This is a genomic window from Sphaerisporangium perillae, from assembly GCF_023276435.1.
Taxonomy (GTDB): Bacteria; Actinomycetota; Actinomycetes; order Streptosporangiales; family Streptosporangiaceae; genus Sphaerisporangium; species Sphaerisporangium perillae.
On record NZ_JALLPO010000037.1, the window covers coordinates 13,714 to 38,516 of the forward strand.

The 24,803-nt window shown below is 69.6% G+C and carries 23 protein-coding genes; 10 read left to right on the forward strand and 13 right to left on the reverse strand.

The annotated features are described in order from the left end of the window. Positions 1-102 precede the first annotated feature (102 nt). Together MYF83_RS30970 and MYF83_RS30975 are read right to left on the reverse strand one after the other, a co-directional pair. The gene (locus MYF83_RS30970; RefSeq protein WP_248964287.1) at positions 103-318 is read right to left on the reverse strand and encodes a DUF397 domain-containing protein; all 216 of its coding nucleotides are present in this window, start codon (positions 316-318) and stop codon (positions 103-105) included. Positions 319-718: 400 nt separating this feature from the next. After that, on the reverse strand, positions 719-1,567 hold the full coding sequence (locus MYF83_RS30975; RefSeq protein WP_248964288.1) for a helix-turn-helix domain-containing protein: 849 nt from the start codon (positions 1,565-1,567) through the stop codon (positions 719-721). Positions 1,568-1,953: 386 nt separating this feature from the next. On the opposite strand from MYF83_RS30975, the gene MYF83_RS30980 reads away from it, so the two are divergent. The 4 genes from MYF83_RS30980 (at position 1,954) to treZ (ending at position 8,814) form a co-directional block, all read left to right on the forward strand. After that, positions 1,954-2,262 (forward strand): hypothetical protein, encoded by a 309-nt coding sequence (locus MYF83_RS30980; protein WP_248964289.1) that lies wholly within the window; start codon positions 1,954-1,956, stop codon positions 2,260-2,262. Between the two features lie 410 nt (positions 2,263-2,672). Next, positions 2,673-4,778: a glycogen debranching protein GlgX gene (gene glgX / locus MYF83_RS30985; RefSeq protein ID WP_248964290.1), complete on the forward strand. Its 2,106-nt coding sequence runs from the start codon at positions 2,673-2,675 to the stop codon at positions 4,776-4,778. Between the two features lie 43 nt (positions 4,779-4,821). After that, positions 4,822-7,047 carry a malto-oligosyltrehalose synthase gene (treY, locus tag MYF83_RS30990; protein WP_248964291.1) on the forward strand — a complete coding sequence of 742 codons (2,226 nt, stop codon included), beginning with the start codon at positions 4,822-4,824 and terminating at the stop codon, positions 7,045-7,047. A gap of 33 nt (positions 7,048-7,080) precedes the next feature. Further along, positions 7,081-8,814 (forward strand): malto-oligosyltrehalose trehalohydrolase, encoded by a 1,734-nt coding sequence (gene treZ, locus MYF83_RS30995; RefSeq protein WP_248964292.1) that lies wholly within the window; start codon positions 7,081-7,083, stop codon positions 8,812-8,814. Positions 8,815-8,967: 153 nt separating this feature from the next. Here the strand turns inward: treZ and MYF83_RS31000 are convergent, their stop codons facing one another. After that, positions 8,968-9,492: an RNA polymerase sigma factor gene (locus tag MYF83_RS31000; RefSeq protein ID WP_248964293.1), complete on the reverse strand. Its 525-nt coding sequence runs from the start codon at positions 9,490-9,492 to the stop codon at positions 8,968-8,970. Between the two features lie 144 nt (positions 9,493-9,636). Beyond that, positions 9,637-10,779: a MerR family transcriptional regulator gene (locus MYF83_RS31005; RefSeq protein ID WP_248964294.1), complete on the reverse strand. Its 1,143-nt coding sequence runs from the start codon at positions 10,777-10,779 to the stop codon at positions 9,637-9,639. A gap of 85 nt (positions 10,780-10,864) precedes the next feature. On the opposite strand from MYF83_RS31005, the gene MYF83_RS31010 reads away from it, so the two are divergent. Next, on the forward strand, positions 10,865-12,154 hold the full coding sequence (locus MYF83_RS31010) for a cryptochrome/photolyase family protein (protein WP_248964295.1): 1,290 nt from the start codon (positions 10,865-10,867) through the stop codon (positions 12,152-12,154). Further along, positions 12,155-12,451: an MTH1187 family thiamine-binding protein gene (locus MYF83_RS31015; RefSeq protein ID WP_248964296.1), complete on the forward strand. Its 297-nt coding sequence runs from the start codon at positions 12,155-12,157 to the stop codon at positions 12,449-12,451. It abuts the gene before it with no gap. A 62-nt stretch (positions 12,452-12,513) separates the two neighbouring features. Here MYF83_RS31015 and MYF83_RS31020 read toward each other — a convergent pair whose 3' ends face one another. From MYF83_RS31020 to MYF83_RS31030, 3 genes are all read right to left on the reverse strand, one after another. After that, positions 12,514-13,152 (reverse strand): FMN-binding negative transcriptional regulator, encoded by a 639-nt coding sequence (locus tag MYF83_RS31020; protein ID WP_248964297.1) that lies wholly within the window; start codon positions 13,150-13,152, stop codon positions 12,514-12,516. 217 nt (positions 13,153-13,369) lie between these two features. After that, a complete protein-coding gene (locus MYF83_RS31025; protein WP_248964298.1) occupies positions 13,370-13,552 on the reverse strand; it encodes an ATP-binding cassette domain-containing protein in 183 nt (60 codons plus the stop codon). Then, positions 13,552-13,701 (reverse strand): hypothetical protein, encoded by a 150-nt coding sequence (locus MYF83_RS31030; protein WP_248964299.1) that lies wholly within the window; start codon positions 13,699-13,701, stop codon positions 13,552-13,554. The genes MYF83_RS31025 and MYF83_RS31030 overlap by 1 nt, the downstream gene beginning before the upstream one ends. A 263-nt stretch (positions 13,702-13,964) precedes the next feature. Between MYF83_RS31030 and MYF83_RS31035 the strand changes: the two genes are divergently transcribed. After that, positions 13,965-14,267: a redoxin domain-containing protein gene (locus tag MYF83_RS31035; protein ID WP_248964300.1), complete on the forward strand. Its 303-nt coding sequence runs from the start codon at positions 13,965-13,967 to the stop codon at positions 14,265-14,267. A gap of 132 nt (positions 14,268-14,399) precedes the next feature. Here MYF83_RS31035 and MYF83_RS31040 read toward each other — a convergent pair whose 3' ends face one another. Beyond that, the gene (locus MYF83_RS31040; protein ID WP_248964301.1) at positions 14,400-15,632 is read right to left on the reverse strand and encodes an ABC transporter substrate-binding protein; all 1,233 of its coding nucleotides are present in this window, start codon (positions 15,630-15,632) and stop codon (positions 14,400-14,402) included. A gap of 145 nt (positions 15,633-15,777) precedes the next feature. On the opposite strand from MYF83_RS31040, the gene pgm reads away from it, so the two are divergent. Next, positions 15,778-17,433: a phosphoglucomutase (alpha-D-glucose-1,6-bisphosphate-dependent) gene (pgm, locus tag MYF83_RS31045; RefSeq protein WP_248964302.1), complete on the forward strand. Its 1,656-nt coding sequence runs from the start codon at positions 15,778-15,780 to the stop codon at positions 17,431-17,433. Positions 17,434-17,531: 98 nt separating this feature from the next. On the opposite strand, the gene MYF83_RS31050 is transcribed toward pgm, so the two are convergent. The 5 genes from MYF83_RS31050 to MYF83_RS31070 form a co-directional block, all read right to left on the reverse strand. Further along, the gene (locus MYF83_RS31050; protein WP_248964303.1) at positions 17,532-18,209 is read right to left on the reverse strand and encodes a uracil-DNA glycosylase; all 678 of its coding nucleotides are present in this window, start codon (positions 18,207-18,209) and stop codon (positions 17,532-17,534) included. Positions 18,210-18,284: 75 nt separating this feature from the next. Further along, positions 18,285-19,187 carry a carbohydrate ABC transporter permease gene (locus MYF83_RS31055; protein WP_248964304.1) on the reverse strand — a complete coding sequence of 301 codons (903 nt, stop codon included), beginning with the start codon at positions 19,185-19,187 and terminating at the stop codon, positions 18,285-18,287. Continuing rightward, entirely contained in the window at positions 19,184-20,620 is a 1,437-nt protein-coding gene (locus MYF83_RS31060) for a carbohydrate ABC transporter permease (RefSeq protein ID WP_248964305.1), read from the reverse strand. Before MYF83_RS31060 ends, MYF83_RS31055 begins: the two co-directional genes overlap by 4 nt. 11 nt (positions 20,621-20,631) lie before the next feature. After that, positions 20,632-21,954 (reverse strand): ABC transporter substrate-binding protein, encoded by a 1,323-nt coding sequence (locus MYF83_RS31065; RefSeq protein ID WP_248964306.1) that lies wholly within the window; start codon positions 21,952-21,954, stop codon positions 20,632-20,634. A 79-nt stretch (positions 21,955-22,033) separates the two neighbouring features. Then, the gene (locus tag MYF83_RS31070; RefSeq protein ID WP_248964307.1) at positions 22,034-23,293 is read right to left on the reverse strand and encodes an ABC transporter substrate-binding protein; all 1,260 of its coding nucleotides are present in this window, start codon (positions 23,291-23,293) and stop codon (positions 22,034-22,036) included. A gap of 131 nt (positions 23,294-23,424) precedes the next feature. On the opposite strand from MYF83_RS31070, the gene MYF83_RS31075 reads away from it, so the two are divergent. Both MYF83_RS31075 and MYF83_RS31080 read left to right on the forward strand, forming a co-directional pair. Continuing rightward, positions 23,425-23,931, forward strand: a complete 507-nt coding sequence (locus MYF83_RS31075) for a PadR family transcriptional regulator (RefSeq protein ID WP_248964308.1) — start codon at positions 23,425-23,427, stop codon at positions 23,929-23,931. A 105-nt stretch (positions 23,932-24,036) separates the two neighbouring features. Beyond that, a complete protein-coding gene (locus tag MYF83_RS31080; RefSeq protein ID WP_248964309.1) occupies positions 24,037-24,780 on the forward strand; it encodes an ABC transporter ATP-binding protein in 744 nt (247 codons plus the stop codon). Positions 24,781-24,803 lie beyond the last annotated feature (23 nt).

The window sequence follows — 24,803 nt, forward strand, 5'->3', positions numbered from 1 at the left end:
GCGGTTCTCCTGCGGCCGGCCGGACGCTCGTAACGTCCTCCGGACCGCCACCGTCTGCCTTCCGGTGAAGGACCCGGTTCTCCCTTCAGCGAGCGTCAGGGCTCAGAGGTCGAATTCCCCTGCCTTGACGCCGCCCACGAAAGTGCGGAACTCGTCGCGGCTGAATTCCAGGACCGGACCGCGGTCGCCGTGCTTGTTGTCACGGATGCCGACGCCGCCGTGCGGAAGTTCGGCGACCTCCACGCAGGTCCCGTTGTTGCATCCGCTCGCGGTCTTCCACTGCAGGCCGGAGTATCCGGAAGGGCGATGCGTCGTCATTGTCTCTCCTATGTCACGAAGGACCCCTCGTCCGTGACGCGCCCGCCGAGGGATCGCGTCCTCCGGGCAGGCGCGACCGACATGATCGGGCCGGATAAATAGGCATGAGCCCCCGCTGGAGAGGTGGCCGCGGAACGGCCGAGCTCTGTGTGCGGGGGCTCCTGGTGATCATTTATCGCAGTGACTGGGGACATGTCAATACGATCAAGGGGTTGAGCTGGTCGAAGTTGGAGAGATCTGTATTTACCCGGGAGCTTTCATCCCTTGTGTCCGCAGGATCTGTGCCCGATATAGACCTTTCGTCCCGAGTGTCGTCGTAGCGACTGCTAGCGCGCGCAGTACGGTTTGGCCGGTTTGCGCAATTCGTAGCCCTGGGTGGTCGGAGTGCCGCGGGCTCAGGTCACGGAGCGTAAAGCTTGCGCATGTCGGCGATCAGCGAAACGGAGTCACGCGGATTCAGCGCCGCCGCCCGCAGATGGGTGATGACCTCGCGGAAGCGCTCGAGCTCGCGCGGTTTCTCGAGATAGAAATCGCCCATCAAAGACTCGACATAGACGGTGTCCGGCACCATGTTGTCGGGGAATTCGAGCAGGATGAACATGCTGTCGAAGCCGATGTGCGCCCCGACCGTGAAGGGAATCACCTGGACGATCACATGGGGAAGGGCGGAAAGCTCGATCACGCGTTCAAGCTGGGCGTGCATTACGGCGTGCCCTCCGACGTGCCGGTGCAGGACCGACTCGTCGAGCAGCACCCAGCAATTGGGCGGGTCGTCCTGGAGGTGCAGGCGCTGCCGTTTCAGGCGGGCGTCGACGCGTTCTTCGAGGACCTCCTGCTTGATGCGCGGCAGGCATCCGCGGATCACTTCCCGGGCGTAGTCCTCGGTCTGGAAAAGGCTAGGAATCGTGGTCGTCTCGTACATCGTGATCGACGACGCCTCGCCTTCGAGGCCGATATAGGGGTCGAGGTCCAGATCCTCGTACTCCTGCCACCACCCCGCCTGCCGCGCCTCGCGGGCCATGGTGATGAGGGCGTCGGCCTCGGCCTGGTCGAGGCCGTAGATCTGGCACAGGTCGCGGACGTCACGGGGGATGACGCTGCGCTGCGCGGTCTCGATCCGGCTGATCTTGGCCGTGGAGCACTCGAGCCGCTGCGCGGCCTCCTCGAGGCTCAGCCCGGCGTGCTTGCGCAGCTCGCGCAGGCGGGTGGCGAGCTGACGGCGCCGTAGGGTCGGATTGGCCCCGGCCATCGACGCTCACCTCTTCCTGCCGCGGCGATCGCCGCGCACCCCGCATTCTCCCAGGCAGCCGACGCTGCTGACAGCCCACACTATGGGCCGCCGGCCGGCATCCGAGGTATCCGGCGGCGACACTTTCCTGTGGCAATTGCCAATGGCGGTTGCTCTTGGCACGAACCAGGGTAAACAGAAGGTTAGCCCCTAACAGAGAGGACGTCGCCCCCTTAAATGAGCCGCTCCCTCGCGGGTGGCCATCCCCTGCGGGAGGGGGAGGGCCCCGCCCGCGAGGTCGGCGGTCGAGGGGACCGTCTCTGGGGCCGCACGCAAGCCGGGTCCGGTGGTGGGGCATCGACCGGCTCCATACCACCGCGCAGCCGGAGCGAGAGGATCCGACCCATATGAATGTGACCCCCGCCGGGATCGCCGTCAACCTGTGGACCCACCTACGTGAGCAGGCCCTGGCCCGCCACTGGGAGCTCAGCGACGCCGTCTTCGCTGAGATCGACGGGTTCGCGTGGGTACAGGGATGGGCGATAAGCCGGCGTCGGACCCGCCACACCTATCGTGACCCCCGCTTCGACAGGGTGGTCGTCTGCTGTACCTGCGGGGGAGACGGCAGGGGAGAGGGCGGCCGTCCGTGCCGCACCTGCAAGGGCGACGGCCTGCTCAACTTCTTCGAGCCGCCGGCCGCCAAGAAGAGCGCCTGACCCGGTACGGCGGGGCCGTACCGGGGGCTTGACGCTGCTCTGAACTGCGCGGACCAGTCTCGCCGAATCCCGGCTCCCGCGTGCCCGACGGCGCCCATCGCCCGGTGTGCCTATGCCCAAGATTTCGCAACATGCCTCACCAGCGGTGTCCACCCGCCCGCTCGTGACCATGTTCATGTGACCTTCCTGTTACCGGCCGAGTGTCCCGGGGGGCCCGGCCCGGGAGGTCGAGTAGCCTGGCACGGGCCGCGCCAATCGCGCGGCGTCCCCGGTCGGCGCGGCATCGCGACAGCCAGGTCTTGGACGAAAAGTGCACGATGTCCCCCCCGCGGGAAGTGAAGAGCGCACTGAGCTGCGCTGAGGTGCATGGTCGGGGGAACATGGGGGCAAATCCCTATCCGGGTGGTGACATGATCGAAATTTGGCCCGGCGACCCCTATCCGCTCGGGGCTACATATGACGGCGCGGGAACCAACTTCGCGCTCTATACCGAGGTGGGCGAGCGAGTCGAGCTCTGCTTCTTCGATGACGACAACAAGGAGGAACGCGTCCCTCTCACCGAGTGCGAGGGCTTCGTGTGGCACGGCTACCTGCCCGGCATAGGCCCAGGGCAGCGGTACGGCTATCGCGTGCACGGGCCCTACGACCCGGCGCGGGGGCAGCGCTGCAACCCCAACAAGCTGCTCCTGGACCCCTACGCCAAGGCCATCGAGGGTTCGGTCAAGTGGGACCAGGCCGTGTACGGCTACCGCTTCGGCGAGCCCGACAGCCGCGACGACACCGACTCGGCCGCCTACGTGCCGAAGTCCATCGTCGTCAACCCCTTCTTCGGCTGGGGGCACGACCGCCCGCCGGCGACGCCGTACCACGACACGGTGATCTACGAGGCGCACGTCCGCGGGCTGACCACCCAGCATCCGCGCATCCCCGAGCGCATCAGAGGCACCTACGCCGCGCTCGGGCACCCCGAGATCATCGATCACCTCAAGGGGCTCGGGGTGACGGCGGTCGAGCTGATGCCGGTGCACCAGTTCGTCACCGACGACACACTCGAGCAGCGCGGCCTCACCAACTACTGGGGCTACAACACCATAGGCTTCTTCGCCCCGCACAGCGCCTACTCCAGCTCCGGCGAGCGGGGCGGGCAGGTGCTGGAGTTCAAGGCGATGGTGAAGGCCCTGCACGAGGCGGACATCGAGGTCATCCTCGACGTCGTCTACAACCACACCGCCGAGGGCAACCACCTCGGCCCGACGCTCAGCATGCGCGGCATCGACAACGAGGCGTACTACCGCCTGGTCGACGACGACCAGCGCTACTACATGGACACCACGGGCACGGGCAACAGCCTGCTGATGCGCTCGCCGCACACGCTCCAGCTGATCATGGATTCGCTGCGCTACTGGGTCATCGAGATGCACGTCGACGGCTTCCGCTTCGACCTCGCCTCGACCCTGGCCAGGGAGCTGCACGAGGTCGACCGGCTGTCGGCCTTCTTCGACCTCGTCCAGCAGGACCCGGTGCTCAGCCAGGTCAAGCTGATCGCCGAGCCGTGGGACGTCGGGCCCGGCGGCTACCAGGTCGGCAACTTCCCGCCACGGTGGACCGAGTGGAACGGCCGCTACCGGGACACGATCCGCGACATGTGGCGCGGCGAGCCGGCCGCGCTGCCGGAGTTCGCCTCGCGGCTCACCGGCTCCAGCGACCTCTACCAGGACGACAGCCGCCGCCCGGCCGCGTCGATCAACTTCGTCACCTGCCATGACGGCTTCACGCTGCGCGACCTGGTCTCCTACAACAACAAGCACAACGAGGCCAACGGCGAGGGCAACCGCGACGGCACCGACGACAACCGGTCGTGGAACTGCGGCGAGGAGGGCCCGGGCAGCGTCGCGGTGGAGGGGCTGCGCGAGCAGCAGAAGCGCAACTTCCTGGCCACGCTGTTCCTCTCGCAGGGCGTTCCGATGCTCTCCCACGGAGACGAACTGGGCCGCACCCAGGGCGGCAACAACAACGCCTACTGCCAGGACAACGAGATCAGCTGGGTCGACTGGTCCGACATCCGGGAGAACTGGCTGCTGCTGGAGTTCACCCAGCGGCTGGCCCGGCTGCGGCGTGACCACCCGGTGTTCCGGCGCAGGAGGTTCTTCTACGGGCGCGCGGTGCGCGGGTCCGGCGGCGAGCTGACCGACATCGCCTGGCTCACACCATCGGGCATCGAGATGACCGACGGCGACTGGCAGAACGGCTACGCCAAGTCGCTCTGCGTCTTCCTCAACGGCGAGGCCATCACCGAGCCCGACCGCCGGGGGCGCCGCGTCGTGGACGACTCGTTCCTGTTGATGTTCAACGCCTACCACGACACGATCAGCTTCGTGATCCCGAAGGACTTCGGCGACGCGTGGGTCCCCGAGATCGACACCGCGGTGCCCATCGCCATCGACACCAAGCTCTACCGTCCGGGGGAGGAGGTGCCGGTGGCGGGTCGATCGGTCCGAGTGCTGCGCCGTGCCTGACCGGCTCCCAGGGATGCCCGACCGACACTCAGAAGGACACGACGTGACCGAATCAGCGAAGCCCACGGCGACCTACCGGCTCCAGCTGACCCCCGACTTCGGGTTCGGGGACGCGGCGGCGCTGGCCGGCTACCTGGCGGAGCTCGGGGTGAGCCATCTGTACCTCTCGCCGATCCTGCAGGCCGTGCCGTCGTCGCTGCACGGTTACGACGTCACCGACCACACGCGGGTCAGGGCGGAGTTCGGCGGCGTCGAGGCGCTGCGCGGGCTGGCGGCCGCGGGCCTGCCGCTGGTCGTGGACATCGTGCCGAACCACATGACCGTGCCCGTCCCCGAGTCGGGCAACGCGCGGCTGTGGGACGTCCTGAAGCACGGTCCGGAGGCGGCCTCGGCGCGGTGGTTCGACATCGACTGGTCCGGCGGCGGGGGCAAGGTGGCGATGCCCGTGCTCGGCGGCGACACCGACGTCGAGTCCGAAGTGGTGGCCGACGGCGACGTGCTGCGCTACTACGACCACGAGTTCCCGGTGCGGCCGGGCGGCGACGGGCGCCTGGAGGAGCAGTACTACCGGCTGGTGCAGTGGCGTGAGCCTCCCGGCTACCGGCGGTTCTTCGACGTGTCGTCGCTGATCGGGCTGCGGGTGGAGGACCCCGAGGTCTTCGACGCGACCCACGAGGTGATCCTTTCGCTGGTGGCGGAGGGCGTGATCAGCGGGCTGCGCGTCGACCATCCCGACGGGCTGGCCGACCCGCGCGGCTATCTGGCCGGGCTCCGCGAGCGGGCCCCGGTGTGGACGGTGGCGGAGAAGATCCTCATCGACGGCGAGCGGCTGCCGGGCGACTGGGCCTGCGACGGGACGACCGGGTACGACGCGCTGAACGTGGTCACCCGGCTGTTCGTCGATCCGGCGGCCGCGCGGCCGCTGATCGACACCTTCGTCCGGCGCACCGCCTATCCCGCTGACTACGAAACCATCCGCTATGAGGCGAAAAAGCAGGTTCTGGCGCAGTTCTTCACGGGTGAGGTGGAACGGCTGACCCGGGACGTCCCCGAACTGCGCGACGCGATGGTCGAGCTGCTCGCCGCCATGCCGGTGTACCGCGCGTACACCGTGCCCGGCGAGGAGCCGCCCGCGGAGACGGTACGGCTGCTCCGCGCCGCCGCCGCGGACGCCGCGAAGCACGCCGACCCCGCCGCCGTCGACGCGGCGGTGGACCTCGTCCTGTCCGGCCCGGCCGAGACCGTCACCCGCTTCCAGCAGACCTGCGGCCCCGTCATGGCCAAGGGCGTGGAGGACACCGCCCTGTACCGGTGGTACCCCCTGGCCTGCCTGAACGAGGTCGGCGGCGAGCCCGACCGGTTCGGCGTCTCACCCGCGGAGTTCCACGCCTACTGCGCCGGCATGGCGCCGTACACGATGACCACCCTCTCCACCCACGACACCAAGCGGTCCGAGGACGTCCGCGCCCGGCTCGCCGTGCTGTCCGAGCTGCACGAGGAGTGGGCCGAGTCGGTCGCCCGCTGGTCCGAGCAGGTCTCCTTCGACCCCAAACTCGACTACTTCGCCTGGCAGAACCTCATGGCCGTCTGGCCGATCAGCGTCGAGCGGTTCGGCGACTACCTGTACAAGGCAGCCAGGGAGGCCAAGACGTCCATCTCCTGGATCAGCCCGGACGCCGCCTACGAGAAGGGCGTCCGTGACTTCGCGGCGCGGGCCATCGACGCCTGCGGGCCCTCCGTCGCCGCCTTCACCGAGCGCGTCGACCGGTACGCCCAGGTCAACTCGCTCGGCCAGAAGCTGGTGCAGCTGATGATGCCCGGTATCCCCGACGTGTACCAGGGCAGCGAGACGACCGACTTCTCGCTGGTCGACCCCGACAACCGCCGCCCGGTGGACTTCGCCTACCGGCGCTCCCTGCTCGGTGCCGCGCGGAGCGACGGCTGGGACGCCGCCAAGCTCCTGGTCACCACCTCCGCGCTGCGCCTGCGCGCGAGGCTCGGCCACGACCAGCCCTACGTCCCGATCGGCACCGGCGAGGACGGCGCGGGCCGCGACCACGCCATCGCGTTCGCCAGAGGCGAGGACGCCGTGGTGGTCGCCACGCGGCTCCCCGTGGGCCTGCGGCGGCGCGGCGGCTGGGGCCCGGCGACGCTCACCCTGCCCCCGGGCCGGTGGCGCGACGTGCTCGCCGGCGCTCGCCACACCGGGCGCATCCCGTTCGCGCACCTGCTCGGGCGTTATCCCGTGGCGTTGCTGGAAAGGGATTAACAGGCGACAGCCGCCGACATCACGGGGAGGAACATGTTCGAGGTCTGGGCACCGACGGCCGGTCGCGTCGAGGTGGAGATCGACAAGACGCGGCGCCACGAGATGGTCCGCCGCGGTGACGGCTGGTGGACGGCGGAGGTGCCCGGCGCCTCGCACGGCACCGACTACGCCTTCAGCGTCGACGGAGGAGAGGCGTTCCCCGATCCCAGGACGCGGCGCCAGCCGTACGGCGTCTTCGGGCCGAGCCGGGTCTACGACCACGACCGGTACACCTGGAGCGACCAGGCCTGGCGCGGGCGCGACCTCCCCGGCTCGGTGATCTACGAGCTGCACGTCGGCACGTTCACCCCCGAAGGCACCTTCGAAGCGGCGATCGGCAAACTCGGCCACCTGGTCGCGCTCGGCGTCGACTTCGTGGAGCTGCTGCCGGTCCCGCCCGTCCCCGGGCGCCACAACTGGGGGTACGACGGGGTCGACCTCTACGCGGTGCACGAGGAGTACGGCGGGCCCGACGGGCTCAAGCGGTTCGTGGAGGCCTGTCACCGGGCGGGCATCGGCGTGCTGCTGGACGTCGTCTACAACCACCTCGGGCCGTCGGGCAACTTCCTCGCCAAGTTCGGGCCGTACTTCCACGAGTCGGCGTCCTCCTTCTGGGGGCAGGCCGTCAACCTCGACGGCAAGCACTCCGACGAGGTACGTCGCTACTTCATCGGCAACGCGGTGCAGTGGCTGCGCGACTATCACGTGGACGGCCTGCGGCTGGACGCCGTGCACGCCCTGCACGACAAGCGCGCCGTGCACTTCCTGGAGGAGCTGGCCGTCGAGGTCGACGCGCTGTCCGCGGCGCTCGGACGGCCGCTGACGCTGATCGCCGAGTCCGACCTGAACGACCCGCGCCTGGTCACCCCCCGGGAGGCCGGCGGCTACGGCCTTGCCGCCGCCTGGGACGACGACGTGCACCACGCCCTGCACTCCGCCCTGACCGGCGAGCGGCACGGGTACTACTGCGACTTCGGGCCGATGGACGTGCTCGCCAAGGTGCTGACCCGCGCCTACCTCCACGACGGCACCTACTCCACCTTCCGGGGGCGCACGCACGGGCGCCCGGTCGACCGGTTGCGCGTGCCTGGGTACCGGTTCGTGTGCTGCCTGCAGAACCACGACCAGATCGGCAACCGGGCGATGGGCGACCGGCTGCCGCCCGAGGTCCTCAAGGTCGGGTCCGGCCTGCTGCTGACCTCGCCGTTCACCCCGATGCTGTTCATGGGGGAGGAATGGGGGGCGAGCACGCCGTTCCTGTTCTTCACCGACCATGTGGAGCCGCACCTGGCACAGGGCGAGAGCGAGCGCAGGGAACGGGAGTTCGTCGGCTTCGGCTACGACGACTGGGGCGCCAAGGCCCCCGACCCGCAGGACGAGGCGACGTTCCACGCCTCCAAGCTCGACTGGAGCGAGCCGTCGTCACCGGTCCACGAGGAACTCCTGATCTGGTACCGCGACCTGATCGCGCTGCGGAAATCCTGCCCCGACCTCGCCGACCCGCGACTCGATCGCGTGTCGGTGGAGGTGAACGAGGAAGGCCGCTGGATCGTCGTCCACCGGGGCGCCCTCCGCGTGGCCGCGAACCTCGGCGACTCCCCGGTCTCGCTGCCCCTGGCCCCCGGCACGATCCTCCTCGCCTCCGACCCCAAGATCACCCTGACCGGCCCCGAACTTACCCTCCCACCCCGCACCCTCGCCATAACCCGCCCCACTCCCTCGCCATGACCCGCCCCACACCCTGCTATGAGCACTGTCGCCCCCTCTTCCTACGCTCGGCGTGGTCTGTCCATCCGGCGCCGCGGCGGTGGGAAGGGGTACGGCGATGTCCGGCGCCGCCGTACGTTGAGCGACCCGGCGGTCTCTCGTGCCCTCGGCGGGTCAGGCCGCTATCGGGGACAGCAGGGATGAGAGGCGGCGGAGGCCGCGTGCCGTCCGGGCCTTGACGGTGCCGAGCGGCACGTGGAGCCTTTCGGCGATCTCGCGCTGGGTGAGGTCCCCGTAGTAGGCCAGCTCGATTGCCTCACGCTGCGGCTCGGGCAGTACGGCGAGAGCCCGCTGGACCTGGTCGCGACTGCCCAGCATGTCCGCCGTGTCGCGGCCGTCCCCGTCCACGGGCTCGCAGATGCTCTCCAGCGGGACGGTCGTGAGCGCCCGCGCCCGCAGGTGGTCGATGGCGCGGTTGCGGGCGATGCCGAGCAGCCAGCCCTCCAGGCTGCGGGCGGGGTCGTACCGGTGCCGCGACCGCCACACCTCAGAGAAGACCACCTGCCGCACGTCCTCGACGTCCTGCGGGGGAACGAGCCTGTGAAGGTAGGCGGCGACCAGCGCCGCATGGGTCCGGTAGCACTCCGCGAGCGCCGCGTCGTCCCCGGCGGCCAGCCGGATTTCGAGTGTGCCCGTCATGGAAACCCACCTTCGATCAAACCAAAAAGCTACTCAAAACCTATTCATATGCGCCCGCCCTACCTGGCACAACCAAGGCGCCCCCACGCTCGCCTCATGAGTGACCAAAACCGCCGTCCCATGTCGGCGCCGTTGGGCGGTGGGTCACCGGGCGGGCGCGGGGGACGCGTTGGCCTTTCCTTCGAGGGTGGTGCGGATGCGGGTCACGGCGTCGTCCAGGGAGGAGGCGCGGGTGACCCGGGCGGGTAGTGCCTCGCCCCACCAGCCCGGCCCGCCCACGATGACCCGGCTCGCCGGCCGCAGCGCCGGAAGGGTGCTCAGCGGAGTGGGATCGCCGGTCGCCCCGAGCTGGGACCAGACGAACACCACAAGTGGACCGAGACGGCGCATGGCGTCGGCGAGCGCGGGGTACGGCGTCCGCGCCCCGAGGACCCGCGTCTCCAGGCCGTGCTCCGTTGTCAGCGTGGCGGCCAGCGCGTACACCGGCAGGCTGTGCTGCTCGTCCTCGGCGCAGGCCAGCAGGATGGCGCGGGGATGGACGGGCCGTTCCGGCCGTCCGGTGAGTCGGCTGAGCGCGCTGAGCAGTCGCTCGCTGAACAGGTGCTCGATCTCGATGCCGCAACCCGAGGACTCCTGCCGCCTGCTGATCGCCCCGAAGACCGGCCGGACCAGCCGATCCCACGTCCATGCCACGCCGTGCTCGTCCAGAGCCGCGTGCAGCCCAGCGATGACGGTGTCCTCGTCGAGGTTCAGCGCGGCTCGGGCGAGGGCTGCGACGCTCGGGACCCGCGTCGCATCGCCCGCGCGCCGCCCATGCGCCCGCTGCGCCCGTTCCGCAGGCGGTGCGACGCCTTCGGCCGGTTCCCTGAGCTCGGCACGCGGTGCGACGCCTTCCGCCGGTTCCGCAAGTTCGGTGCGGCGCGGGGCGTCGCCAGCCGGCTTGATGGGCTTCCCGGCGGCGACCCGCAGGGCCGCCTGGGCGGCCTCCGAGGGAGGCAGACCGGCTTTGACGAGCCGGTTCATCTCCTCCAGGCGTCGCAGGTCGGCGCTGTCGTAGCGGCGGTGCCCGCCGGGGCTGCGGTGGCTCGGTCCGATTCCGTAGCGCAGGTTCCAGGTGCGCAAGGTGGACGCGGGCACGCCGAGCCGCCGCGCGACCGCCCCGATCCCGTGACCAAGCGCCTCGCCGGCCACCTGAGACGCGTGACCGAGTGACTCGCCGGTCGGTTCGGTGTCGTGATCGGGGTCGCCGGCCGGCGTGCCGCCCTGGTCGCCGGTGCCGTCGTCCATCTGTTCCGTCCTCCCGTCGAATTCTTCGTGCGGTCGCCCGCCCACGGACGCAACCGTTCAAGGGGCATCCTGCGAAGTCACCTTCGTGGACACCGTCATCGTGCTGCTCACCAGGGATCTGCGTGTGCACGATCATCCCGCTCTGGCGGAGGCCTGCGCGCGGGCCCGGTCGGTCGTGCCGCTGTTCGTCCTGGACCAGGGGATCCGCGGGCGTCACCGGCAGGGGTTCCTGATCGAGGCGCTGCATGATCTTCGATCGTCCCTGCGGGAGCGCGGAGGGGACCTGGTGGTGCGTGCCGGCGATCCGGTCACCGAGGCCGTCCGGCTGGCGACCGAGCTGGGGGCGGACGGCGTCTTCACCTCCGCCGACGTCAGCGCGTACGCCCGGGGGCGGGAGCGACGCCTGACGGAGGCGTGTGCCGCCCACCGGTTGCTCCTCCGGCTGTTCCCGGGTGTCACCGTCGTGCCCTCGGGCGAGCTGCGGCCGCTCGGTGGAGACCACTACCGGGTGTTCACCCCGTACTGGCGTGCCTGGTCGAGCCTCCCTCACCGGCCCGTCCTGCCGGCGCCGGACGTGGTCAGCCTGCCGGAGGGCGTCGATCCGGGAGGGTTGCCCGGGTCCCCGTACCCGCCGTACGGGCGCCTGCGCGGCGGGGAGACGCCCGCGCGGCGGCGCCTGGACGGGTGGCTGGCGCACGGCCTGGCCGGTTACCCCGATGGCCACGACGAGCTGGCGGCGGATCGGACGTCGATGCTCAGCCCGTACCTGCGGTTCGGTTGCGTGTCGCCGTCGGAGGTGGCCGCGCGGGTGGCCGGCCGTCCGGGCGCCGGGGACTTCCTGCGCCAGATCTGCTGGCGTGACTTCTACTACCAGGTCGCGCTGGCCTTCCCGGATCTGCCGCGTCGCGACTACCGGGCGCGGGACGTCGACTGGATCGACGATGAGAACGCCGCCCAGGCGTGGCGCGAAGGGATGACCGGGCTGCCGATCGTCGACGCGGGCATGCGGCAACTCGCCGCCGAGGGGTGGATGCACAACCGCGCCCGCCTCATCACCGGCTCCTACCTGACCAGGCGGCTGAAGGTCCACTGGCGGGTCGGCGGCGAGCACTTCGCCGACCTGCTCCTGGACGCCGACGTTCCGGACAACTGGGGCAACTGGCAGTGGGTGGCGGGTACCGGGAACGACACCCGGCCGAACCGCGTGCTGAATCCGATCCGCCAGGCCGGCAGGTTCGATCCGGACGGCGACTACGTCCGGCGGTACGTCCCCGAGCTGGCGGACCTGCCCGCGAGGGCGATCCACGAGCCCTGGAAGCTGCCCGTCCCGGTACCCGGGTACCCGGCGCCGCTGGCCGCCCTCGACAATGAGTAGATGATCGTAGCTTTCTCGGTGACCCCGCTCGGTGTGGGCGAGGGCGTCTCAGAACCGGTGGCGAGGGCCGTGCGCGTGGTCCGCGACAGCGGCCTGCCGAACAGCACCGACGCGATGTTCACCACCATCGAGGGCGAATGGGACGAGGTGATGGACGTCGTCAAACGCGCCGTCGAGGCGGTCGCCGAGGTCGCGCCCCGGGTGAGCCTGGTCCTGAAGGCGGACGTCCGCCAGGGCGTCACTGACGCCATGACCTCCAAGGTCGAAGCCCTGGAACGCCACCTGGACCAGGGGTGAGATCGTCTACGGCGGCTCACCGTCATGGTCCGCGGCCCTATTCGTGATCGACGGGGTCCACGTCATCTCCTCCGGGAGGTGCCGCGCATCGCCTCGGCGGTTGTGCGGTCGGTTTCGGTGCCTGTGAGCAGTCCGGTGACGACGCCTTCGATGTCTTCGGGGCTGCGGTTCTGGCTGAGCTTCCACTTCGCCTCTACGCGGGTGATGACCACTTCGATCCCGACGATGGCCCGTAGCTGCCCTCGAATATGGGCCTCGGGCGCGTCGTCCACCGTCCACGGGGCCGGGCGGGCCGACTCGTGCTTCTCGGTGAGGCGCCTGACCAGGGACTCGGTCCAGGCCGGGTCGTCGTGCGCCACCAGCCTGCCGTAGACGTGCGCCGTGACGTAGTTCCAGGTGGGGACGACGCGCCCGTGCTCGCGTTTGGTCGCGTACCACGACGGCGTCACGTAGGCGTCCGGCCCCCTGACGATCACCAGTGCTTCGGCGTCGTCCGAAGCGTGCCGCCACTGCTCGTTGTTGCGGGCGAGGTGCCCGAGCAGGGCGCCGTGCTCTCCGGCGGAGGGGTCGAACACGAACGGCACCAGGGTGGCCACCATGCCGCGCGGGGTCATGGTGACCAGGTCCGAGGCTCCGGAGCGGTCCAGCAACTCGGCGACGGCGGCCGGGCCGGGGGCGGCGAAGTGCTGGGGAATGTACATGGTCACTCCGGGGACGCGGGGCGATGCGTCGAGGTCCGCGACGATCAGGACGACGCGATCAGGACGACAGGATCAGGACGACGCGATCAGAATAGTTTGAGCTGCCCGGTGCGCTGGGCGTTGGCCTCCCCGAGGCGCAGTGCCACGACGGCGGCGAGGACGAGGAGCGCCGACAGCGCGGCGAGCCCCAGGAGGTCGGGTGCCAGTTCTGCGAGCGTCAGCCCGTCGAGGAGCGGAGCAGCGTGGCGAGGATCTTGATGGTGGTGGTCTTGCCGGCGCCGTTCAGCCCGAGCAGGCCGGTGACCCGTCCCGGCGGGATCGAGAGGGTGAGGCCGTCCACCGCCGTCTTGGTGGTGCGGCCGGCGCGGAAGTCCTTGCGCAGGTCCTCGGTGCTGATCATCAGTAACTCCTCTCCATGGCACGCCGCTCGGCGTGCGGCAGCCACAGCAGTCCAGCGACGGTGTAGGCCAGGCCGGGGGCGAGAGCGACGGCCAGCCGGACCGGTGCGAGGCCCGTGCCCGTGGTGAAGACCCCTCTGATGAGGTCCATGGCGGCCGTGGTGGGGACGGATTCGCGGCGACGCCGAGGGTGGCGAGCGCGATCAGGGCGTCTGCCACGCCGCTGGCCGACAGGCGCACGCCGAGCGCGTAGGCGCAGACGAGGAGCACCGCCACCTCCAGGGCGATGGCGGTGAACGCGAACGCCGCGAAGCCCAGCAGGTAGGGGAGCCGGCCGGCGGGTGCCACGAGCAGCGCGCCGAGCGTTCCCTCACGCTGTTCCTGGATGAGCGCCTTGGCGACCCAGAGGATGCCGTGGGTGGTGAACATGAACGCCGCGCCATCCACGGTGTGAGCACCCAGCGGCCCGACGAGCAGGCGGCGTTCGCCGCGGCCGAGGGCATCACCTTCCCGCTGCTCTCGGACATGGACCTGCGTTTCGCCGCGGCGCTGCGGCTGCCCACGTTCCGGGCGGGCCAGGGAGTCAGGCTCAAGCGCCTGATCCTCGTGGTGGACCCGGCGCGGATGATCCGCCACGTGATCTATCCCGTGATCGACATCCCGGCCGCCGTCGGCGAGGCTCGGGACATGGCCGTGAAGATCGCCGACGGCTCCTGAGCGCCTACCGCGGCCTGCGGCCGGTGTTCGACGAGCCGCCCGAGAACAGGGCCGGCTACGCAGGAAGCCACAGAGGTGCCGCGTGAGCACGCGGTACGGGCTGAATCCCCGGCCTTCAGGCCGAGGAGCGCGTCAAAGGTCCGGTGCTTTGGCCCTCGTCAGCTCGCGGACGAGGGTGTTGACGAACCTGCCACCGCGCTTTTCGACCTTGCGGAGATAGTAGGGCTGGACGGGATCGTGCTTGCGGCCGAAGCCCCATGATCCGCGGGGGCTGTCGATCGGGCCGATCTCGCCCAGCGCCCGCGCGATCCCCCGGCCGTCGGCGGTGCCGGGCCTGGCGAGTGCGGCGTCGAGCACGGCGGCCGCGTCGTAGGCCTGCACCGCGTAGACGGTGGGCCTGGCGTTGAAGGCCGCCTGGTAGTCCGCGACGAACTTCTTGTTCTTGGGAGTGTCGATGAGGTCGGTGTAGTGCAGCGAGGTCTGGGTTCCCTCAGCGGAGATGCCCTCCGCGTCCAGCGCGCCGCCTTCGGTCACGAATCCGGTGCCGAACAGCGGGAGGTCGCCGGCCAGGCCGAACTGCGCGTATTGCTTGACGAAACTGACGGCTTCGGCTCCGGCGTAGAAGCAGAAGACGGCCTTGGCTCCGGAGGCCTTGATCGTGTCGAGGTACGGCTGGAAGTCCTTGGTGGTGCCGAAGGGGGTGTAGGACTCTCCGGCGACCTTGCCGCCGGCCGCCTCGAACGCCTTCTTGAAGCCGCCGATCATTTCCTTGCCCGCCGAGTAGTCGGCGCTGATGAGGTAGACCGAGCCGTCGCCGACCTGCTTGGACACCTCGGCTCCCAGCGACGCTCCGACGGTGCCGTTGGTGAACGAGGTCCGCCAGATGTAGGGGGAGCCGTTGGTTCCCGTGACGCCGTCGGCTCCCGCGTTGGCGATGATGAGCGGGGTCTTGGAGTCGATGAAGGTGTCGCGCACGCCCATGGCGGTCGCGGAGTTCACGATGCCCACGACCGCGGCGACCTTGTCCTCCTTGATGAGCTTGGTGGCGGCCGGAACTCCGGTCTGCGGTCCTTCGCCCTCGTCGACGACCTTCAACTCGACATCCTTGCCGCCGAGCCTGCCCGCATGCTGGTCGAGATAGAGGTCGAAGCCGTTCTGCATGTCGATGCCGAGCGAGGAGTAGACGCCGGACAACGGCACGATCAGTCCGATCTTGGCCATGCCTACGGCGGGGTTCCGCGTGGTCTCCTCGGCGGGGGGCGCCGAGCCACCGCAGGCGCTCAGCGACGCCGCCAGCACCGCTGTGGCGATCAGCGAGAAGCCCCGGCGATGGACGGGCGAAGACATGGGCATGGGGGTGTCCATCAGATCCGGCTCCTCGTACGCGTTCGACCGCCCCGTGAACGTACCATCGCGGAGGTGCCGCTCATGAGATGTGATATCCGTATGAACCAGATCTCGCCGGGGTAGTGCCCATCTGACCGGTATGAGCGTGGGATGAGGAGTTCTCATGGTGCACGAGCGCGCTGGGCAGCCGGCGCAGGCGTCCGATCTGGTCGACGTACCCCGTCTCGTGACGGCGTACTACGCCCTGCACCCTGACCCCGGCCGCCCCGGGCAGCGGGTCTCCTTCGGCACCTCCGGCCATCGCGGGTCGTCGCTCGCCACGGCGTTCAACGAGGACCACATCCTGGCCACCAGCCAGGCGATCTGCGAGTACCGGGCACGGCAGGGCACCGACGGGCCGCTGTTCCTCGGCGTCGACACCCACGCGCTCTCCGAGCCGGCGCGCGTCACGGCGCTCGAGGTCTTCGCCGCCAACGGGGTCACCGTCCTCATCGACAGCCGCGACGGCTACACGCCGACACCGGCGGTGTCCCACGCGATCCTCACCCACAACCGGGGGCGCGCCACCGGCCTCGCCGACGGCGTCGTGGTCACCCCGTCGCACAACCCGCCGAGCGACGGCGGGTACAAGTACAACCCGCCGAACGGCGGCCCCGCCGACACCGACGCCACCTCGTGGATCCAGGACCGCGCGAACTCCCTGATCGCCGGAGGGCTGAAAGAGGTCCGGCGCATCCCGTACGAGCAGGCCGTGACGGCCGAGACGACGGGACGGTACGACTTCCTCGGCGCGTACGTGGACGACCTGCCCTCGGTGATCGACGTGGCGGCGATCCGCGGCGCCTCGGTGCGCATCGGAGCCGATCCGCTGGGCGGCGCGAGCGTCGAGTACTGGGGGGAGATCGCTGAGCGGCACGGGCTCGACCTGACCGTGGTGAATCCCGAGGTCGACCCCACTTGGCGGTTCATGACGCTCGACTGGGACGGCAAGATCCGCATGGACTGCTCGTCTCCGTACGCGATGGCCTCCCTGATCGCGAACCGGTCGGCCTTCCAGGTGTCGACCGGCAACGACGCGGACGCCGACCGGCACGGCATCGTGACCCCCGACGGCGGGCTGATGAACCCCAACCACTACCTGGCGGTCGCGATCTCCTACCTCTGGGCCCACCGTCCGGGATGGCCGGCCGGGGCCCGGGCCGGCAAGACCATGGTCAGCAGCAGCATGATTGACCGGGTCGTGGCCGACCTCGGCCGCGAACTGTACGAGGTGCCCGTCGGCTTCAAGTGGTTCGTCGGCGGTCTGCTCGACGGGTCGCTCGGGTTCGGCGGCGAGGAGAGCGCGGGCGCGTCCTTCCTGCGGCGCGACGGCTCGATCTGGACCACCGACAAGGACGGCATCATCCTCGCCCTGCTGGCCTCGGAGATCGTCGCGGTGACGGGCAGGTCTCCGAGCGAGCACTACGCGGACCTGGCCGGCAGGTTCGGCGACCCCGCGTACGCCCGGGTCGACGCGCCGGCCACCCGGGAGCAGAAGGCCGCGCTCGCCCGCCTCTCGGCCGGCGACGTCACCGCCGACACCCTGGCCGGGGACCCGGTGACCGCCGTCCAGACAGCGGCGCCCGGCAACGGCGCCCCCCTCGGCGGGATCAAGGTCTCCACCGACGTCGCCTGGTTCGCCGCCCGCCCGTCCGGGACGGAGGACGTGTACAAGATCTACGCGGAGTCCTTCAAGGGGCCGGATCACCTCGCCCAGGTGCAGGACGAGGCACGTGACCTGGTCACCGCGACCCTCACTCGCGCGAGCGGCCCCGCCTGACGTCCCGCACCGCAAGGCCCGCGCGAGCACGCGGACGCCCGCGGTGTCTCCGCCGGCATCGAAGGCCGGCGGAGGTCAGCGGCGGGAACAGGGACAGATCAGGGGAGTTTCCACTCGACCGGCGCGGCGCCCTGCTCCTCGAGGAGCTGGTTGGCGCGGCTGAAGGGGCGGCTGCCGAAGAAGCCGTTGCGGGCCGACAGAGGGCTCGGGTGCGCGGACTCCACGCACGGCACCGGCCCGAGCATCGGCTTGAGCGAGCGGGCGTCGCGGCCCCACAGGATGGCGACCAGCGGCGTGCCGCGGGCGACGAGCGCGTGGATGGCCTGTTCGGTCACCTGCTCCCACCCCTTGCCGCGATGCGAGGCCGGCTTGCCGGGGGCGACGGTGAGCACCCTGTTGAGCAGCAGCACGCCCTGCTCGGTCCACGGGGTGAGGTCGCCGTTCGACGGCGGCGGGTAGCCGAGATCGGCGTTGTACTCCTTGAAGATGTTGACCAGGCTGCCCGGAAGCGGGCGTACGTCCGGGGCCACCGAGAAGCTCAGGCCGACGGGGTGGCCCGGCGTCGGATAGGGATCCTGGCCCACGATCAGCACCCGTACCTGGTCGAACGGCTGCTGGAAGGCCCTGAGCACGTTCGCGCCCGCCGGGAGGTACTGGCGGCCTTCGGCGATCTCCGTACGCAGGAAGTCGCCGAGCGCGGCGACGCGCTCGGCGACGGGGGTCAGGGCGGAGGCCCACCCCGACTCGACGACTTCGTGTAATGGACGACCGGTCATGACCGGATTTTAGCCGCGGAGCCGCGTTCCCGGGTGCCCGTCTGCCCCCGCGAGACGGGCACCCGGGAGAGGCGGCTACTTCACCGAGCCCGCGAGCAGACCCTGGACGAAGTAACGCTGGAAGGAGAAGAAGAGCACCAACGGGATGATCAGCGACAGGAAGGCTCCCGGCGCGAGGATGTCGACGTTGGTGCCGAACTGCCGCATCTGCGACTGCAGTGCCTTGGTCATCGGCTGGGCATCGGTGTCGGCGTAGACCAGCGCGACGAGCAGGTCGTTCCACACCCACAGGAACTGGAAGATGCCGAGCGAGGCGACCGCGGGCTTGGCCAGCGGGAACACCACCGTCGCGAAGATCTTCCACTCGGCCGCCCCGTCCATGCGCGCGGCCTCGAGCAGCTCCTTGGGGATGCCGACGAAGAAGTTGCGCAGCAGGAAGATGGCGAACGGCAGCCCGAAGGCGACGTGGAACAGCACCACGCCGGGGATGGATCCGAAGATCCCGAGGAACCCGTACATCTTGGCGATCGGGATCAGGGCGATCTGGATCGGCACCACCAGCAGGGCGATGACCACCAGGAACAGCCCGTCACGCCCGGGGAACTCGATCCAGGCGAACGCGTACCCCGCCATGGCGGCGATGCCGATGACCAGGATGGTCGCCGGCACCGTGATGGCCACGGTGTTCCAGAAGGAGGAGGTGAACCCGCTCGCCAGCAGGTTGCTGTAGTTGTCGAACGTGAGCTGAGCGGGCTTGGTGAAGAACGTCCACCAGCCGCTGGAGTTGTTGTCGGTGTCGCCGCGCAGCGACACCACCAGCAGGCCGAGGGTGGGCAGCAGCCAGAACAGGGCGAGCACGATCAGGATGACCTGGACGAGTCCGCCGCCGACCTTGTCGAGCACCCGCGAGGCGATCCCCCGCTGGACGCCGCCCGCGCTGCCCGTCGTGCCCGGCTGGGACGCGGTGAGAGTCGTCATGCCTGCTCCCTCCGGAACCGCCGAATGTTGATTGCCATGAACGGCAGGACCAGCACGAGCAGGAAGATCGCCAGTGCGCTGCCGAGCCCCTGGTTCCCGCCGCCGCCGAACGAGACGCGCCACATCTCCAGCGCGATCACGTTGGCGTTGGGCTGCACGGACCCGGGTGCGATGACGAAGACCAGGTCGAAGACCTTCAAGGTATTGATGATCATCGTGACCAGGACGACGAGCAGCACGGGGGAGAGCAGCGGGATGGTGATGCGGCGGAACACCTGCCACTCCGTCGCGCCGTCGATGCGGGCCGCCTCCAGCGCGTCACGCGGGATGGCCGACAGGCCCGCCGCGATCAGCACCATGGCGAATCCGGCCCACACCCAGATGAAGGCGCCGATGATGGCCGGGGTGATCAGCGCGGGGCCGAGCCAGGTCACCCCGCCGAACGGCTGGGTGAAGTTCGACTGCGGCAGCCGCACCTGGTAGGTGCCGGCGGGGAGCCCGGCGAAGTGGAAGGTGCCGTCGGCGGCCGTCGTGGTGGTGGCCTTGACCGCGCCGCCGGAGACCGCCTCGACGGTGATCTCGGGCAGGCCCTTCTCGTTGCCGTCCATCTGGTTGACCGTCCCGCCGCCTGGGGTGAAGTCCAGCCACACCGTGCCGGAGAGCCCTCCGGGCGTGGCGGGGGCGGACCTGGCGGCGGCGGCGTCCGAGGGCAGAGCCTCGGGCTTCATCCCGACCAGCGGGATGAGCACCTGCTGCCCCGCCTGGACGGGCTGGCGGGTGACGACCGCGCCCTTGTCCACGAGCGCCGGCGCCTGGTCGTTCTCACGAGGACGCGCGCCGGGGTAGCCGCTGCTCGCGGCGAACACGTCGTGCACCGAGGTGATGACGGCGTTGGCGAGGCCCTTGTCGGGGTCCTGCTCGTAGACCAGCCGGAAGATGACTCCGGAGGCCAGCAGCGACACCGCCATGGGCATGAACACGACCAGCTTGAAGGCGGTCGCCCAGCGGATCCGCTCGGTCAGCACCGCGAAGATGAGGCCGAGCACGGTGACCAGGCTCGGGGCCACGACGACCCAGATCAGGTTGTTCCTGATCGTCGTGAGCGTGCCGGAGTCACTGAAGATCGCCCCGTAGTTCTCGAGGCCGACGAACGTGCCGCCGTTCGCGTCGTACAGGCTGCGGATGATCGAGTAGACGATCGGGTAGACCACCCAGGCGCCGAGCAGGATGAACGCCGGGAGCAGGAAGTAGATCGCTACTTTGGGGGAGGGGCCGAGGTTGCCCGAGCTGCCGAAGGCGGCGGCCTTGCGGGCGGCCGTTTCCGTGGTCTCGCTTGTCTCGTGGGTCGCGTCTGGTCCGGGGGAGCCCCCGCGGGCGACGACGTCGTCATCGTCGCCACGCGAGGTCTGCGGGCCGTCCAACCGATCGGTCACGGCCTACGCCCCTACTTCTTCCAGGCCTTGGCGGCGTCGGACTCGAGCTTCTCCTGAATGCCCTTGATGTCCTTGGGGTTGCGCAGGAAGTCCTGGAGGGCCTTCCACTCGCCCTTGCCGTCGGTGCCGCCGAAGGCGCTCGGCGCGAGGTCGGACATGTCATACCGCACCGACTCGCCGGCCGAGATGATCGTCTGCGCGAGCTGCTTGGTCAGCGGGTCCGGGTAGTTGTCGGGGGAGACGTTGCGGTTCGGCGAGAGGTAGCCGGGGTTCTTCGCCCAGATCGAGCCGCCCTCGGCGGAGGCGAGGTACTCAAGCAGCGCCATGGCGCCCTTGGAGTCCTTCATCGCCACCGCGACGTCACCGCCGAGCACCACCGGGGCGGTGTCACCGGCCTTCGGGAACGGCATGATCTTGGCGTCCTCGCCGACCTTGGCGCCGGACTGGACGGCCGAGGAGGCGACGAAGTCGGCCTCGATGACCATGGCGGCCTTCTTCTGGCCGTAGACCTGGGTGGCGCAGGTCGGGAAGTCGGTCTGCAGGGCGCCGGAGGAGCCGCCGAGCATGAACTCCTTCTTGCCGAAGATCTGGCCCAGCTTCTCCAGCGCGGTGGTCACCGAGGCGTCGGTCCACGGGATCTCGTGCTTGGAGAGCTTGTCGTAGTTGTCCGGGCCCGCCGTGGAGAGGTAGACGTTCTCGAACAGGTCGGTGAGCGTCCAGCCGGAGGCGCCGCAGAGCGCGAACGGGGCGGTGCCGGAGTCGGCCAGCGTCTGGGCGGTCTTGCCGATCAGCTCGTCCCACGTGGTCGCGGGCTGGGTGCCGGCGTCGTCGAACGCGGGGGCGCGGTACCAGATCAGCGACTTGTGCGCGGCCTTGACCAGCACGCCGTACACCTGGCCGCCGGCGGAGCCGAGGCTCTTCCAGTACGGGGTGTAGTTCGTGTCGATCTGGGTCTGGACCTCGGTCGACAGCGGCTTGAGGGCCTTCTGGTCGGCGTACTGCTGCACCAGGCCGGGCTGCGGCAGGACCGCGACGTCCGGCGGGTTGCCGCCCTGGATGCGCGGGCCGAGGTAGGCGCCGGTGTCCTCACCGGTCGAGGCGTAGGTGACCTTGGCGCCGGTCTTCTCCTCGAAGGCGGTGAGCACCTTCTGGAAGCTCTTCTGCTCGTCGCCGGTCCACTTGGCCGCGATCTCGATCGTCGTCCCCGCGAGGGACTTGGCGGCGGGAGCGCTGGCGCTTCCGCTGGCCGAGGGCGTGGTCTCGTTGGACTGACCGCCGCACGCGGCGGCGGCGAGCATGAGCCCGGCCACCACCACAGTCGTCTTGGCACGCATGGTGCTACCTCCTGTTTGAGGCCTTGTATCGAATGTTGAGTTTTTTGGGATGAGGGGGCGGCGGGGGGATCGCCCTCGCCTAGGGGGTGCGAATGATCTCGCTGAGTTGTTGCTTCAGGGTGGCGACGGTCTCGTCGCTGGGTTTCCTGAGGTTGAGCGCGTCGGAGACGGCACTCGAGATCACCAGGCTGACCTGGTCGTATTTGGAGCTGACCGGCCTGGGCCGGGCAGACATGATGCTCTGCTTGAGCACCGGGAGATAGGGATAGCGCTTGATGAGGGCCGGGTCGTCGTACAGCTCGGACCACACCGGGGGGAAGGATCCGTCGGTGAGCACGCTGCGCTCGTTGGCCAGGCCGGTGAAGTAGCGGATGAACTCGAGCGCCGACTTCTGGTGCTTGGAGTACGCGCTGATGGCCAGGTTGAGGCCGCCGAGCGTGCTGGACCCGGGCCCGTTGAGGCCGGGGAGCCGCGTCACCGCGAACTTGCCGGCGATGGCCGAGCGCGTGGCCGGGCCGTACGCGTGCGGCCAGTTGCGGGCGAACAGCAGCTTGCCCTGCTGGAACGCCAGGCGGGACTCCTCCTCCTTGAAGGCGAGGGACTCCTGCGGGATCCAGCCCTGGCGCAGCCCGCCGACCAGGAAGTCCAGCCCGGTCGTGGCGGTGCCGAGGTCGAGGGTGACCTTGGTGCCGTCCGGGCTGAGGATCTGGCCGCCCGCGGACTGCACGGCTTCGGTGAAGTTGACGGTCAGTCCCTCGTAGGGCAGGAACTGGCCGGCGTACCCGTCGAGCTTGTACTTCTTGCCGAGGCGGGTGGCCTGGTCGCGTAACTCGGCCCAGGTCTTGGGCGGCTTGAGGTGCTCGGCGTCCAGGATGTCCTTGCGGTAGTAGAGCAGCCCCGCGTTGCTGGTGTACGGCACCGCGTAGAGCTTGCCCTGGTACAGCGCGGTGTCCACGACCGGCGGCAGCAGCTTGTCCAGCGGGAACATGCTCCGGTCCAGGGGGACGATCCAGCCCGCGTCCGCGAACTCCGCCGTCCACACCACGTCCAGGCCGAGCACGTCGTACTGCTCGCTGCGCGCCTGCAGGTTGGCGACCATCTGCGCCCGCTGCTCGTCGGCGGCCTCCGGGAGCTCAAGGAGGCTGACCTGCTCCTTGGGGTGCGTCCGGTTCCACTTGTCGATCAGGGGCTGGATGTAGCCGGTGGTGTCTCGCCCGGTCGCGAAGGTCATCGGACCTGTGCCGTCCGTGGCCCCGCTCTGGACCGTCTCGCGCTCTCCCAGCCCAGCGCAGCCGCTGACCAGCAGCGCTGCGATGAGTAAGGGAGCCAGGCGCCGCACGTGTCCTCCGGGTTTTGATTGGGTTACATACGTGTTAGGTAGATGCATGCATGTTATGCATAGCGATAATGTGGACGTCAACGGATCACTCCGTAACACTCCGGTAACGTGAGGCCCGAGGGAGGTGGGGCGTGCGGCTCCAGTTGCTGGCGCTCCTGTCGAAGGAACCTGCCCACGGGTATGAGCTGAAACAGGCACTCGAGCAGATATTCGGCACCGCCTACCCCTCTCCGAACATCGGGCAGATCTACGTCACGCTGGGGAGGCTCGAGAAGGACGGCCTGGTCCGCAGCGTCGACGTCGAGCAGTCCAACCGTCCGAACAAGAAGGTCTACTACTGCACGGCTGAGGGTCGCGAAGCGCTGGACGAGTGGGTGGATTCCGCCACGGAAGGGCCCAGAGTACGGGACGAATTCTTCATGAAGCTCGTGCTGGCGCCCATGACCGGCATCGCCGACCGCATGACGTTGATCAACCGGCAGCGCCGACATTACCTCGCCATCATGCGCGATCTGGTAGAACTCGCCCAGCAGACCGATCAGGACAACCGCCCAGCGCACCTGCTGATCGAAGGTGCCATGCTCCATCTCCAGGCGGATCTCGACTGGCTGGAACGCTGCCAGGAGGATCTGCTCTGATGGAGTGAACCAACAGAAAAGTGGTGAGCGACCAGTGACCACCGCGACCCGACCCCGCGCCGTCCTCACCGGCGGCCTCGCCCCACGCGAGCGGGGCGAGCGCCGATGAACACTCCAGCGATGCACACGGTCAATCTGGTGAAGATCTACCAGACCGGTGGCCTGCCGGTGCCGGCGGTGCGCGGCATCGACCTGCGGGTGGAGCGCGGCGAGTTCGTGGCGATCATGGGCCCGTCGGGTTCGGGCAAGTCCACGCTCATCCACATGCTCGGCGGCCTGGACACCCGCACCAGCGGCGAGATCTGGGTGGAGGGCAAGCGGGCCGACACCCTCAACGAGAGCGCGTGGGCGATCCTGCGCCGCCAGAAGATCGGCTTCGTGTTCCAGTTCTTCAACCTGGTCGACAACATGACCGTCGCCGACAACGTGGAGCTGCCGGCGCTGCTGGGCGGCGCGTCCCCCAAGCACGCCCGCGAGCGCAGGGAGTACCTCCTGTGCGAGCTGAACCTCACCGACAAGGCCGACGCCGCCCCCGCCCAGCTCTCCGGCGGCGAGCAGCAGCGCGTCGCCCTGGCCAGGGCGCTCGCCAACCAGCCGCAGGTGCTGCTGGCCGACGAGCCCACCGGCAACCTCGACAGCCGCAACACCCGGGACGTCCTGCGACTGCTCGGCGAGGTGCACCGGCAGGGCCAGACGATCGTCATGGTGACCCACGACGCCCGCGTGGCCGGGCTGGCCGACCGCGTCGTCACCCTCCTCGACGGCCAGATCATCGACGACGGGGCCATCGCCCCCACCCGCCGCCGCCCCAAAGGCGGCGCCGGCGACGTCGTGGAACTCCGCGGATGACCCCGCGAGGCCGCGCCGGTGTT